Annotated in this window: 14 protein-coding genes and 2 pseudogenes; 9 read left to right on the forward strand and 7 right to left on the reverse strand. The window is 64.3% G+C overall.

Going from position 1 to position 13,210, the window contains the following annotated elements; genetic code table 11:
• Nucleotides 1-60: 60 nt before the first annotated feature.
• The 6 genes from B0T44_RS03860 to B0T44_RS03885 all read left to right on the forward strand — a co-directional run bounded on the left by B0T44_RS03860 (nt 61) and on the right by B0T44_RS03885 (nt 6,182).
• Nucleotides 61-663, forward strand: coding sequence for a PepSY domain-containing protein (locus B0T44_RS03860; protein WP_081511533.1), 603 nt, complete (start codon nt 61-63; stop codon nt 661-663).
• Nucleotides 664-1,009: 346 nt separating this feature from the next.
• The gene (locus B0T44_RS03865) at nt 1,010-1,468 is read left to right on the forward strand and encodes a GNAT family N-acetyltransferase (protein WP_217697475.1); all 459 of its coding nucleotides are present in this window, start codon (nt 1,010-1,012) and stop codon (nt 1,466-1,468) included.
• Nucleotides 1,469-1,808: 340 nt separating this feature from the next.
• Nucleotides 1,809-3,296 carry a flavin-containing monooxygenase gene (locus B0T44_RS03870; RefSeq protein WP_077116380.1) on the forward strand — a complete coding sequence of 496 codons (1,488 nt, stop codon included), beginning with the start codon at nt 1,809-1,811 and terminating at the stop codon, nt 3,294-3,296.
• Nucleotides 3,293-3,550, forward strand: a complete 258-nt coding sequence (locus tag B0T44_RS03875) for a hypothetical protein (RefSeq protein WP_077116379.1) — start codon at nt 3,293-3,295, stop codon at nt 3,548-3,550. Before B0T44_RS03870 ends, B0T44_RS03875 begins: the two co-directional genes overlap by 4 nt.
• A gap of 235 nt (nt 3,551-3,785) precedes the next feature.
• Entirely contained in the window at nt 3,786-4,982 is a 1,197-nt protein-coding gene (locus B0T44_RS03880; protein WP_077116378.1) for an NAD(P)/FAD-dependent oxidoreductase, read from the forward strand.
• Nucleotides 4,983-5,285: 303 nt separating this feature from the next.
• Nucleotides 5,286-6,182, forward strand: coding sequence for an RNA polymerase sigma-70 factor (locus tag B0T44_RS03885; RefSeq protein ID WP_077116377.1), 897 nt, complete (start codon nt 5,286-5,288; stop codon nt 6,180-6,182).
• Nucleotides 6,183-6,308: 126 nt separating this feature from the next.
• On the opposite strand, the gene B0T44_RS28460 is transcribed toward B0T44_RS03885, so the two are convergent.
• The 5 genes from B0T44_RS28460 to B0T44_RS03910 form a co-directional block, all read right to left on the reverse strand.
• Entirely contained in the window at nt 6,309-6,932 is a 624-nt protein-coding gene (locus B0T44_RS28460) for an RloB family protein (RefSeq protein ID WP_077116376.1), read from the reverse strand.
• Nucleotides 6,862-8,244 carry an AAA family ATPase gene (locus B0T44_RS03895; RefSeq protein WP_077116454.1) on the reverse strand — a complete coding sequence of 461 codons (1,383 nt, stop codon included), beginning with the start codon at nt 8,242-8,244 and terminating at the stop codon, nt 6,862-6,864. Before B0T44_RS03895 ends, B0T44_RS28460 begins: the two co-directional genes overlap by 71 nt.
• A gap of 272 nt (nt 8,245-8,516) precedes the next feature.
• Nucleotides 8,517-8,762, reverse strand: coding sequence for a hypothetical protein (locus tag B0T44_RS26285; RefSeq protein WP_139347766.1), 246 nt, complete (start codon nt 8,760-8,762; stop codon nt 8,517-8,519).
• Nucleotides 8,763-9,034: 272 nt separating this feature from the next.
• The gene (locus B0T44_RS03905; RefSeq protein ID WP_077116374.1) at nt 9,035-9,472 is read right to left on the reverse strand and encodes a DUF4254 domain-containing protein; all 438 of its coding nucleotides are present in this window, start codon (nt 9,470-9,472) and stop codon (nt 9,035-9,037) included.
• A complete protein-coding gene (locus tag B0T44_RS03910; RefSeq protein ID WP_077116373.1) occupies nt 9,466-9,921 on the reverse strand; it encodes a DNA-directed RNA polymerase subunit beta in 456 nt (151 codons plus the stop codon). Before B0T44_RS03910 ends, B0T44_RS03905 begins: the two co-directional genes overlap by 7 nt.
• Nucleotides 9,922-10,168: 247 nt before the next feature.
• Between B0T44_RS03910 and B0T44_RS03915 the strand changes: the two genes are divergently transcribed.
• From B0T44_RS03915 to B0T44_RS03925, 3 genes are all read left to right on the forward strand, one after another.
• Nucleotides 10,169-11,053, forward strand: coding sequence for a helix-turn-helix domain-containing protein (locus B0T44_RS03915; RefSeq protein ID WP_077116372.1), 885 nt, complete (start codon nt 10,169-10,171; stop codon nt 11,051-11,053).
• Nucleotides 11,050-11,271, forward strand: coding sequence for a DUF397 domain-containing protein (locus tag B0T44_RS03920; RefSeq protein WP_077116371.1), 222 nt, complete (start codon nt 11,050-11,052; stop codon nt 11,269-11,271). Before B0T44_RS03915 ends, B0T44_RS03920 begins: the two co-directional genes overlap by 4 nt.
• 247 nt (nt 11,272-11,518) lie before the next feature.
• Nucleotides 11,519-11,947 (forward strand): nuclear transport factor 2 family protein, encoded by a 429-nt coding sequence (locus B0T44_RS03925; RefSeq protein ID WP_217697474.1) that lies wholly within the window; start codon nt 11,519-11,521, stop codon nt 11,945-11,947.
• On the opposite strand, the pseudogene B0T44_RS27470 reads toward B0T44_RS03925, so the two are convergent.
• Both B0T44_RS27470 and B0T44_RS26290 read right to left on the reverse strand, forming a co-directional pair.
• Nucleotides 11,944-12,902, reverse strand: a pseudogene (locus B0T44_RS27470) (integrase core domain-containing protein). The gene B0T44_RS03925 and the pseudogene B0T44_RS27470 overlap by 4 nt on opposite strands.
• Nucleotides 12,821-13,153: pseudogene (locus tag B0T44_RS26290) on the reverse strand (nuclear transport factor 2 family protein); the annotation flags it as partial. The pseudogenes B0T44_RS27470 and B0T44_RS26290, both read right to left, overlap by 82 nt.
• Nucleotides 13,154-13,210: the final 57 nt, after the last annotated feature.

A 13,210-nucleotide genomic window follows, 5' to 3' on the forward strand; every position in this document is an offset into this window, starting at 1 on the left:
AAACCTTCGCCGGGTACGCGCGCACCGACGAGCTGACCACGACGAGACAGGCGGTGCGCAATGAATCGGTGGCGACGGATCGCAGTGGCGGGTATCGCGGTAGGCGCGCTCGGGCTGGCCGGATGCGGTGACGACGACTCCGAAGCCGACCGGACTGCCGATACGCCCTCACCGGCGACCAGTGTGGTCAACACGTCGCCCACCTCGGCTCCCCCGGGCGCCGCGGCGGGGGATGGCGCCTCGACCTCGTCCGCGCAGCAGGCGGTGCGGACCGCAGCAGGCGATGTGCCCAACGGCCGGGTCTTCGACGTGGAGCTCGAAACGGACGACGGCCGCCAGGTCTTCGATATCAAGGTGGCCTCCGGCGGCGACGAAGTGAAGGTTCTCGTCGACCAACCGGGCGAACAGGTCATCCGCAAGAACCAGTCGGACCGACCCAGCGATGACGTCGCCAAGGTCGAGACCGCGGGCATCGATGCCGAGCGGGCGCTGGAGGTCGCGGCCGAGCGTGAGCCGGAGGCGAAGCTGTCGGAAATGGAGATCGACACCAACCGGGACGGGGTGCTGATCTGGCAGGTCGAACTGGTCCGCGCCGACGGCTCCGACGTCGAGATCGACATCGACGCCCACAGTGGTGCAGTGGTGGGCACCGACCAGGGCTGATCCGCCGGCCGAACCCGTCCGGGCTCGGCCTCTACCGGGGTCCACCCCGCTTGCTTCAAGGAGTTGCCAAGCGTTCACATGCTGCGCCGCCACAGAGTTCTGTTGAGGCGCTATCCTGGACGGTGAATGCAGGAGACAAGAGCTGCCGCGAACCACAGGGGAACGCCCCGGAGCCGATGCGCTCCAGGGCTTCTCTCTCCACAGGGGTTGGACAGTCTCGCCACTGACGCAATTCGGCCGTTTCACACTGTTCGGCGCGCGGTACTTTCCTCCCTCCCGCACGATGGATGTCATGCATTCTGCGCATAATTTCGGCCGTGCTGCCGCTCGTATCCAGATTCGCGTCTTGACCAGTGATGATTGGGAAACGCTGCGCGACATCCGGTTACGTGCTCTCGCCGATGCCGCAGAAGCTTTCGGTACGAAGCTCGTCGAGGCACAGGCCCTCAGCGAACAGCAGTGGCGTAGTCGGGTTACCGGTCGTGCTCAATTCATTGCAATTTCGGCGGGATATCCCGTGGGCATGGTCGCGGCTGGACCCGATCCCGACGGTGACGGTGTCTACCTGAGCTCTATGTGGGTGATCCGGAGCTATCGTGGCCGCGGAGTGTCCGATCAGCTCATCCACGCGGTCGTCGAATGGGCGCTCGGCCAGGGGCATCGCGTCATCCGACTGGAAGTAACCGAGGGCAACCACCACGCCGAGCGCCTGTACACCCGGCATGGATTCGCCCGGACCGGCCGCACCAAACCAATGGCCGACGACGATCCGCGCATCGAATTCGAAATGACGCTCATAATCTGATTCCTTGCCCGTGGCTACGGTCTCGGCAGTGCCACGGGACATCGAAGCCCGTCCCCGCCGACTGCTGCCGATCACTCGGTTGGCTGCGGCTGCGCTCCAGCCGAAATCCGGGTAGTGCCCGAGCCGTTGCCGAGACCGTCGTGACAGCGTTGCGATAGCGCATGATGGGTGGGCCGCGCGGCACCTCGATGCGAAAGGGGGTGAATCGTTTTCAAGAAGCCGCTTGACCACGTCTGTGACCGTTAGTTACGTTAAGATTTGGATCACATCCACGAGGCCGGGATGCTGTAGCGGGTAACCGATATGACGCAACCGGCCCGGTCGGTGCTGGAAGGGACTCATGACAGCAACGAGGCCACCTCGCGACCCGAAGATCGTCATCATCGGTGCCGGCGTCGCAGGCATCACCGCTGGTGTCGTATTCAAGCAGGCCGGTTTCCACGACTTCGTCATCGTGGAAAAGGGCTCCGATGTGGGTGGGGTCTGGCACTGGAACCGCTATCCCGGGCTGACTTGCGACGTGCCGTCCCAGATCTATCAGTTCGGTTTCGCGCCGAAGACCGATTGGTCCCGGATCTGGGCCGAAGGCAGCGAGATCCAGCGCTACCACCGCGACGTGGTCGAGCAGTTCGGTCTGGTCGAGCACCTGATGCTCGACAGCGAGGTCACCGACGCCGCCTACGATGACGACGGCTGGCAGGTCACCCTCGCCGGTGGCAGGCAGTTGCAGGCGGATTTCGTAATCGCTGCCACCGGCGTGCTGCACCACCCGTTCACCCCTGACATCCCGGGCATGAACCGGTTCGCCGGCACGGTCGTGCACACCGCCCGCTGGGACGACGCGATCCAGACCGCGGGAAAGCGCATCGCGGTGATCGGTAGCGGATCCACCGGCGTGCAGGTCGTGTCCGCGCTGCAGCCGCAGGCGGCGGAACTCATCCAGTTCGCCCGCACACCGCAGTGGGTGCTGTGGGCACCGATGAGGTTGCCGCAGCCACGGTTGTTCGGCAAGCTGCTTGCCGCCACACCGGCGGCCCATCGCCGTCTCTACGATGGCCTGCTGTGGGCCTCGGGCATCCTCGCCGACATCGTATTGAAACCGACCTGGCGGCGCCGCACTGCGCAGCAGCTGGCCCACTGGTCTTTGCGGGCGCAGGTGCGCGACCCCGAACTGCGGGCCGCGCTCACCCCGGACTATCAGCCTTTCTGCAAAAGACAGGTGCTCTCCGGCACCTACTATCAGGCCATCACTGCCAGTAACGCATCCCTGGTGACCGAGACCATCACCGAGATCACCGAGACCGGTATCCGCACCGCCGACGGCACGGTCCACGATGTCGACATCATCGTCTTCGCCACCGGCTTCCACCCACACAACTACATGCGGCCGATGAACCTGCGCGGCCGCGACGGGCTGAGCATCGACGACGCCTGGCACAAGGGGCCCCGCGCTTACCGGATGACCGCGATCCCGGGCTTTCCGAACCTGTTCACCGTGCTGGGCCCGAACTCGCCCACCGGATCGATCTCGCTGCAATACTCGGCCGAGCTGACCGCCCGCTATATCACCCACTGGCTGCAGCGGTTCCGCGCAGGCGAGCTCGACGCGGTGGAGGTCACCGAGGAGGCGACCACCGCATTCAACGACGCGGTGGCCGCGGCGATGGGCCCCACGGTATGGAACACCGGCTGCAACTCCTGGTACTTCACCGATCAACAGTCCATCGACTTGTGGCCGTTCGACCGCAAAACCATGACCGCCCTGCTCGCCGAACCCGACGACCGCGACTACCTGATCACCTGCGCCGACCACGCCGTGCCACGGTGACCACCCACCGCGTCCTCCGCTTCGACTACGACACCAAGGACACCAAGGACACCAAGGACACCAAGGACACCACCATGCCAGGCTCAGCCCGCCGGATCGATCCCGCCGGCGCTGTCGTCATCATCACCGGAGGTGGGCGCGGTATCGGCGCCGCGGGCCGCAAGGCCTACACCGACCGCATCGAGAACGCGATGCGCACCGCACCGGCAACAGTTGCGGCCGCGCTGGTCGCCGCCGGTGTGCCCTGTCGGTAGCCCAGGGTCCCTGAACCTCTCCCGGAAGCGGGGCCAGGTCATCCGTAGGTCGCTGTGTTGACATGGGTACGGTGCTGGCCCACCGTCGAATTCGAACCGGTCTCGATATACGCAGGGTCGGAGGCGCGGTGACCGGCGTGGGGCCACACCCATGCAGTGATCTGACCCACACGCCGTCACAATGTTCTTTCCCGCGGTGTCTTGTGGTTGAACCCTTTGAAACGGAGGAGACACCATGACCGAGAACATCGATGTCGTCGTGATCGGTGGCGGGTACGCGGGCGTCATGGCAGCCAACCGCCTGACGCAGCACGATGAGGTGACGGTAACTCTGATCAACCCACGCCCGGCCTTCGTCGAACGGATCCGCCTGCACCAACTGGTAGGCGGATCCTGTGATGCCGTCGTCGACTACAGCGAAGTGCTGGCCGAGGGCGTACGGCTGGTGGTCGACACCGTGGCACGGATCGACGCTTCCGAGCGCAGCGTGACGTTGGCGGGCGGCGGTACGGTCGGCTACGACTATCTGATCTACGCGGTGGGCAGCGGCAGCGCCGAGCTGCGGGTGCCTGGAGCAGCCGAGTTCGCCTACCCGGTCGCCGACCTGGAAGAGGCGCAACGATTGCGGCCGGTGGTCGACGCCGCGCCCGCCACGGGCGTGGTGACGGTTGTCGGTGCCGGTCCGACCGGTATCGAGATCGCCGCGGAGCTGGCGGAGACCGGGCGTCCCGTGACTCTGGTGTGCGGTGAGGTGCTCGGCCCGTACCTGCACCCGCGGGGTCGGCGGTCGGTCGCCGGGCAGCTGGCGGCGCTCGGGGTGACAGTGCTCGAGGGGCCCGGCGCGACGGTGACGGCGGTAACGTCTGACGCCGTACAGCTCAGCGACGGCCGCGCGCTGCCCAGCCAGGTGACCGTGTGGGCCGCCGGGTTCGGTGTACCGGACCTGGCCCGCCGTAGCGGGCTGAGCACCGACACCACCGGGCGCCTGCTCACGGACGAGACGTTGACGAGCGTGGACGACGAGCGCATTGTCGCGGCAGGGGACTCGGCGGCCCCGTCGAACTTGCCGCTGCGAATGAGCTGCCAGGCCGCGATACCGCTGGGCGCGCGGGCCGCCGATACGGTACTCAGCCGAATCGCAGGTGAGCAGCCCTCGCCCCTCAACCAGGCATTCGCCGGCCAGTGCATCAGCCTGGGCCGACGCGCAGGCATCTTCCAGTTCGCTCACCGCTACGACGTCGCACTGTGGTTCCACATCGGCGGTCGACCCGGCGCGAGGATCAAGGAGTTCGTGTGCCAGGGCATCGTCAAGCATCTGGCCCACGAGGCGCGCAAGCCCGGTTCCTACCGCTTGCACCGCATTTCCGGGGGTGACAAGCGTCGGCAGCTGCTCCAGGCCGAGCGCGGCGAGGTGTTGGCGTCCACCCACTGAACGGACAATCTGGGTCATGTATCGGTGGCCGGCCCGGACGTCCATGAGCGGACCTGGTCTCCCATGTCGTGCGGCGGCGCCCTTATCGCGGGGCGGCGCCACACGACATGCGGTCGGCGGCGGTCCTCGGAGCAATGGACCGTCAGCAGCTCGGAGTACCCAGCCGTGCACCGGGGCGATGTCTCTCGACCGCACCGACCCCGTGGGTCGATCGAACGGCAACCGACGAAAGAGGACCGTGCTGTGGATGACATGTGCGAAGGCCGTCGGTACCCAGAACCGGCGAGAAGGAGAAGGGACGAGATGAGCGAGCCCACCACCACCCCGGCGACCGAAGCTTTCCTCGCCCACCGCAACCTGCTGTTCACCGTCGCCTACGAGATGCTCGGATCGGCGGCCGACACCGAAGACGTCCTCCAGGAAACCTGGCTGCGCTGGGTGAAAGTCGATGTGGAGCAGGTGCGCGACCAGCGCGCCTACCTGGTTCGGATCGCGACCCGGCAGTCGCTCAACCGGCTGCGCGCCATGAAGCGCCGCAAGGAGGCCTATGTCGGCCCTTGGCTACCCGAGCCGCTGCTCACCGCGCCGGATGTCGCCGAGGACGTCGAGCTCGCCGAGAGTATGTCGATGGCGCTGCTGCTCGTCCTCGAAACGCTGTCGCCGACCGAGCGCGCTGTCTTCGTACTGCGCGAAGCTTTCGATATCAGCTACGACGAGATCGCGGCCGCCGTGGACAAGAGTCCCGCGGCCGTCCGTCAGATCGCGCACCGCGCCCGCAGGCACGTCGATGCCCGCCGCCCGCGCCAGGTGGTGTCCCCGGGCCGGGCCCGGGCGGTGCTCGAGTCGTTTCAGCGCGCACTGGAAACCCGGGACCTGCAGGGCTTTCTCGACGTGCTCGCCCCGGAGGTCGTTTTGGTGAGCGATGGCGGCGGCGTCAAACGGGCTGCGCTGCGGCCGGTTATCGGCGCCGCGAAGGTGGCCCGCTACATCCTCGGAGGCACCGGCAGAACCGAAGCCACGATCACCGGCGACCCCACTGTGGTCAACGGCAACCCGGCATTCGTGCTCCGCCTGGACGGCGAGCTCGACGGCGTGCTGGCGTTCCGTGTCGAGGGCGCCCGCATCACCGGCCTCTACTACGTCCGCAACCCGGAGAAGCTGACCCGCGTCGCATCCGAGACCCCGCTCACCCTGCGGTGAATATCGGTGGCAGTGGGTTGAGGATCGGTGAATCACATTGCCTCGAACCGCTTCACGTAGTCGATCCCGGCTGAGGCGGAGGACCGGACGCAGCCACGTTAATTGCTGCCGTGGCCGTTACCTTCATTACCGTTGTCCCTTGGCTGAGTCAACCCTGATGTGCTCCACCAGTTCGTCGATGTCGGTCCAAGGATTGGAGAGGTGACCGTCAACTGCGCCCAACCGCAAAGCGAGTGCGTTCGCCCTAGCGGTGCCGTAGAGGTTTCGCAGCGCGGAATACTCGATCGCCTTTCTACGTGCGTCGTAGCCGCAATATCCGCGTTGACGGAGCAAACTCTGCATGCGAGTGGTCTCATGGTATGCGGTCACCGATTCGAAATGCAGCACCACCCATAATTCGAAGCAGGGATTCGCTAACGCAACCCGAATCCCGTGCACAGCAGCCAGCTGCAGCGCTGATGCCAGACCTGGGTGTGGTTCCGGCGCTTCTACATCAACGACGCACCACACCTCGTCGTATTCCGTGCATCGATCCTCACGACAGTTCGGCGCTCGGTTCTTGTGGGCAATTGCCGCTTTGACCAAGCTTAGCGGCTCGCCGTGCTGAGGACCGATCTTGATCTGCGCGCGTAACTCACCCGCCAGCCCTTTGAAGTAATCGACCCCCGCGTTCTGGTCCTCACAATAGATGAGATAGCGGCTCCTCTCCGGACGCTTCCCGCGTGGTCGCTGAAGCCGTTTCCCCCTCATTCACATCCTCACGCTCGAAGAGCCGACCAAAAAAGCGTGGTACGTCCTCGTCCAGATAAGGAACCGCACCATATTTTCCTACCAGATATCGTGGCTCGAAATTGTCTGTTTCACGAACTCGGAATTCAGTCAGCGGGAACAAGCGAGTGGCCAGCGTGTCGGGATCTTTTTCGGTCAGCCAGATCTGGTCACGGAACAATTCAGTGCGTGCGTTCCGCCCGAGCAACGTCACATCATGTGAGCTGAAGATCAGTTGGGCACCATACTTGTTCACCTCTGGGGAGACAAACAAACCCACAAATGCATCGACCAGATGCGGGTGCAGACGCGCATCCAATTCGTCGACACATAGGACAGCACCCCGGACCAGGGCAGAAACCGCTACACCGAGAAGCCCTATCCAAGTTCGGGTTCCGCTCGACTCCATTCCGAGGGGCAGTGCGAATTCCCCTTCCGCCGTACGGTGCACCACCTCGATATCCTTGTAGCGCGAGGACTCGATGACGATGCGGTTCTCCCCGAGCGTCTCCCGTAGCACGTGCTGAATCTTGCGGAACTCCTTGGCATCGGTCTCCTCGGTCTCCCTGGCGGCAAATTCCGCAGCACCGAGATCGGCGAATGCCAGGAGCGCCACGACTGCTTTCGACTCATAGTCGTGCTTGTCACTACTAATAAGGTGCAGGGTGTGATCCAGGCGCTGTCGGTAATCGGCGTCGTCGGCGCCGGTCAACCCGAACCGGAACCAGCGGAAGATGCGGCTCAGCTGCTGATGTCCCTGCGCTGCCGCCACGGATATAAAAAGACTGTTCGGCCGCAGCGAGTCGGCGATCGTCTTGCGCCGACCGGTGAGCCAACGCCCGAAAGTCACGGTGCAGTCGGCGTTGCGTTCGTATAGCCGCCGGGCGCGACCTTCCGGGAAGTAGCTCAGCCATTCTCCGAGAATTTTCTCATCATCGATGGAGAAGCCGAATTCATAACGCGTCCGATCGATGACGAAATCGACTTGGAACTCTGTCGGATGCGCTTCCGGGTCACGCCGGAACAGAAAGGGACGGCGCGGTACGCCGCCGCTTGGATCCCAACGCTGATAGGACGCGAGGACAGCCCCGCGCATCCACCTGAGTGCATCGATCACGTTCGACTTGCCGGAGGCGTTCGGCCCGTATACGACGGCCACCGGGACCGTCACCAGCTCGCCTGCACCCGGCACTACGGCCTCGGCGCGACGCTCCTGCCGGTCCTGGGCAACGAGAGACAGCTCCTGCTCGTCGCGCAACGACGCATGATTCTGCACGCGGAATCGCAACAGCATCTCACCCTCCCGCAATAGACAATGTTGATAAACGCCTTATCCCGTCGAAATCTGACCATACACCCCCTGAATCAACATCGAAGTGAAATCGGTAGTGAACATCGAAGCTCTCTGAGTTCCTATCCCTCCGCGCTCGAACCCGCGAACGTCCCATCTGTACTTCGGGGGCACAGGCGTGGACGAGCTGCATGGAGGTGGCGGCGATGCGGTGTCGGGCGTCGCCCTACCGCTCCCACCATGAGCGCCCGGGTGGTCTCCCGCCCATTGGATGTTCAGTTCTCGATGTCGGCAGCGACTTCGTTCGTGTCCCAGGCCGAGCGGAACAGCGGTTCGAGTTCGCTGTCGGGGATGCCGTGGCGCCGCGCCTCGCGCAGCAACTCCAAGGCGCGGTCCGAGCGTTTGCCGAGTTCCAGCATCTCGTACTCGCAGGTCTCGATATAGGCGTGGGCGCCCATCAGCGCCAGTTCGCCGCGTAGGCCGGGGTCGAGGTTCGGGTTGGCGAGGTGAATATCTATCATCCAGGCCACCTCGCGCCATGGTGGTTCGTCCAAGAACATGTTGGCGGGGTCGAAGCACTCGGCGAGGGATGGCGGTAGCCGACCCGACTCGATGAGTGCGGTAACACGCTGTGGCACCGGGGGTGTGTCGAACATCGTTTCCTCACTGCGTCTGATCGAGTGGGACGCAGTCCTGCGCCCGGGCAACCGGAGACTACCGCTTCGACATGCCGAACACCGCTGGTCATCTCCGCCAACGCATCGACCACCGACTGAAACCCAGCGTTGCCCCGTCATGGACCGCCCGGCAGGCGGCGGCGGCCGGAACCCAGTTCGGCGGCGAGATCGTCGTAACCGACGGCGAGTTCGGCGAGACGTTCCCAGATGGTGCCCAGATCGTCGGCGGTGGGCGCGGTGAGTGCGGCGTAGGCGTGGGCGGTGAGCTGGGCGAGGCGGTCGACGACCGCGCCGACGGTTTCGGTGTGCAGACGGGCCGAGCCGGGTGACGGTGGGAGCTGGGAGTTGACCCAACGGTCGATATCGCGGACCAGGCGGGCCCGATCGGTGTCGATGGTGGTGAGCAGGTCTTGGGCGCCGGGCGGGCTGCACAGGCGGCGTTCGTGCAGCGTGGTGAGTTCGTTGGCGTGACACAACAGCGGGTGATTGGTGCGCAGCGCGCCCCGGCAGGCTTGCAGGAGTTGATGTTTCGACGGAAGCGGGTCGGTCAGCAACGCGGCCTCCTCGGGGCGACCGCGCGTATGGAATCGACCAGGACGAGCCCGGACGGACGGAAGGTGTCGCGCGGTGCGATCACCCATTTCCGGTAGCCGCCGTCGGCGGGGGAAGGCAGCGCGATCGACCCGCCCTGCGGCACCACCGAAACGTTCAGCCGGAACAATTCGGCGAACAACGGCACCTCATCGGGCAAATCGGGACGGCACAGGAAAGTCCAACGCCCCGACCGCAGATGCGCGATCACCGGTCCCAACGGATTCCGCCGAGACGTCATCTCGTGCCGCACCCGCGCACCCAGCGAACCGGGCATCGTGATCGCCCCGATTGCCCCGGCCCGCAAGGTGATCCGCCGATACAGCGGGTCGATACCCACCGGAAGACCGCACGTGCGCCGATAGAACACACACCGGGAACCCGCGGTATCCGCGAATGCCGGACTCTCCATGAAAACCTCGACTCGAATTCGGATGCCAATGATCTGACCGGCTGGCAACGAAGCTGCTAATTTGACAGTGGACTCCGCGCACGCAGCTTCACCAGGCGCACAGCAAACCAACACCATGGCCGGGTGGTGCTGTGCGCGGTCGCGGGCAACATCGAGAAATCGCCTGAAACCCCAGCAGAATCACCGCGGCTCGAGCCGTGAAGTACCCGAAGCGGGCAACTACGCCCGCCCGAAATGGGGAGGAACCATGGAAGACAACGGATCTACCTTGCCGCGCCGCCAACTCGGGCGGTATCTCCTGGACTGGCGCACCCGCGCGGGGTTCAGCCAGGTGAAGGCAGCTGAACTACTCGAAATCGGTTCCAGCAGTTTGCAAAGGCTGGAGAAAGGACTCAACGGCCGCATTCGCGTGCGTGATGTGGAGGCCGCGTGCGACCTGTACGGAGTGCCCGAAGAGCTTACGGCGGCGTTCGTCGGGCTCGCTCGTCAAGCGAATGTGAAGAGTTGGTGGCATGAGTACGGGGATCTGATTCCCCGAGACTTCAATGTCTATGTCGGGTTGGAAACTGCTGCGGTGAAGCTGGTTTCATACCAGCCAGAGCTCGTACCCGGGCTACTCCAGACACCGGACTACGTCAGAGGGCTCACGAGCCGGTTTTCACCTACACCGTCCAGTGCCGACCTGGACCGATGGGCAGGGCTCAAAAACCAACGTCAGCAAGCAATACTTCGAAAGAAGCGACCGATCGTGTTTGAAACGGTCATCGGAGAGGCCGCCCTCCGGCGCGTCTCGGGCAGCAGCAAGACGATGGCAGCACAACTCCGACATATCGCCGACATCTCTACCAGGCCCAACGTGACCGTTCAGGTTCTCCCGTTTCATGCTGGTTTCCCCGAAGGTATGGCTCTCGGCCCCTTCGTAATCCTGGACTTCGGCACAACGGCTACTGGGCAGGCTGCCGAACCTCCAGTTGTCTACCTCGAAGGTGGGACCGTCGGTGACATGTATCTCGAGAAGTCCGCAGACGTCAATCGCTACTATCAGTCATATCACGCCCTCCAACAGGCGGCCTTGGACGGACCGACGACCAGGATTCTGCTCAGACAGCTAGCGAAGGAGCACTACGCATGAATGAAGAACCGCCCGCCCCTAGCTGGTTCAAAAGCAGCCGAAGTCAAGGTAACAAAGAATGCGTCGAGGTTGCTTTCTTCGACCTGGGCACGGTCGGTGTACGCGACTCCAAAAACCGCGGCGGGCCAGCCTTGCGGTTCACCCCGTCTCAGTGGGATGCGTTCACGGCCGACGTAGCGAAGGGGCGTTTCCAGCAGTTTCGAGGAAGTCCGCTCTAGTTGCTTCCGCATCGTCGGTCAACGCCAGCCGCGGTGTCGCACCGAGGGGTGCGCCGCTGTCGCGCGGCCGAGGCGTTCAACGAGCCCGGGTCGGTCATCGGTCCGGGCTCGTTGGACCCAAACCGGCAGAACCTCTGGGACAGCCCAGCAAAGAGCGTTCCAGACGCCGCCTCGGTGCCGGGCCGCCCCCCTGGGCGTTCCGGATGCTCCTGTCGGATTTCCAGGTGTTCATCGCTATCCTCGTCCGGTGACCGATGAGAACAAGGCAATCGTCCAAGCCATGTGGCACGCGTTCACCGAGCGCGACTTCGACCGTTTCACCGCCTTTTTCACCGACGACGCGGAGTGGCTCGCCCCCGCAAACAACGCCACCGCCTTTGCGCTCGAGGTCTCGAGCCATATGATCGGCCGCACCGCCATCACCGACTTTTTCGCCAACGACTTCCCTCGCCTGTTTGTGCAGGATGTCGCGATCACCAACCACGGGCTCTACGCCGAGGGGGACCGAGTCATCGTGGAGCACACCATGAGCGCCACCCTCGCCAACGGCAACCCCTACGTCAACGACTACTGCTTCGTCTTCGAACTCCGCGACGGCCGCATCCACCGCGTGCGCGAATACCTGGACAGCTCTCGCGGCTTCGAAATGATCTACAACGAACCCGTTGCGGACTAGCTGCATGAGGGCTGGATGTTGGTGACGCCTTCCCGCAATCGGGAGGCCGGTGGCTGACCGCCTGCGCCTGAGTGTGGTCGATGATAGTTGTAGTGGATGTTCCAGACCGCGATCGCGGCCGTGCGGGCGTCCTCGCTGGTGAAACCCCATGCGTAGAGCAGATCTTCGGCCAGGATTCGCTGATAGCGCTCGACCTTTCCGTTGTGGCGAGGGGTGTAGGGCTTGGTCCTCTGATGCTGTATCTGGGCACCGACGATGCGGGCGAAGTCGCCCGAGCGATAGCACGCGCCGTTGTCGGTGACGACGCGATGGATGTGAGTGATGTCGTGGGCGGCGAACCGGACCTTCGCCCGCGCCAGGAACGCTGCCGCGGTCGTTCCTTTCTCGTCGGGTAGTGGTTCTGTGTAGGAGAGTCGGGAGAAGCCGTCGATTGCCGAGTGCAGGTAGGTATACGCCATCCGCCACCATCGGGGATCCTGCCGTCCTTCTTCACGTCCAGGTTCACCATGTGGCCTGATCAGCGGGCGGTGATCTTGCCCGGTTTGCGGTTGCTGTCACCGTCGGGGTCGATGAACCGGCGTCGGCCGAGGCCGAGTCGGGTCAGGTGGCGGCTGATAGTGCGGCGGTCGATCCGGTGACCCAGGTCGGCGAGTTCGTCGGTGATGCGCTGGGCCGACCATTTGTGTTCACGCCGCCAGGTCTCGAGGTACTCGATGGCGGCTTGTCGCGTTGGAGATTGATCTACGCCGTTGCGCGGACTCGGGCGAGCTGCTCGATGTCTCGGTTCCCTTCGTCGTACAGGACTCGCACCCGCGACGATGAAACCCGCCACGATCCGTCCATGTAGGTCAGGCCGAAGGTGTAGTGGCAACCAATCGTCCAGAGTGGGGCGTCCTGGTCGGCGACGAGATGGGTGACTCGGGCATGGAACCGAGCGGTGGCCGACTCCTGAGATGGTCGGTCGACGACGATCGGCCCGAGTAGGTGGTGAGTCTCGTCGAACCCGGGCAGGAATTCGCGCAGTCCGGTGACGAAGGCATGCGCGGAGAGTCGCTCGGGACCACCCTCCTTAGAGGGGTAGTCGACGTCGATGTGCTCCGCGGTGGCGGTGCGGATGGTGTCCCAGTCCCGGTCGTCGAGGGCGTGGAAGAGTCGTACGACGGCCTCAGCGATCTCGGTCTTCTGCGGCTCGGGCTTGTTTACCATGGGTACCTCTCTTGCTGGATGGTTTGGCACCGGACGTGTGTTGGCGATGGATGAACA

The sequence above is a fragment of the Nocardia donostiensis genome (assembly GCF_002081715.1).
GTDB classification, from domain to species: Bacteria; Actinomycetota; Actinomycetes; order Mycobacteriales; family Mycobacteriaceae; genus Nocardia; species Nocardia donostiensis.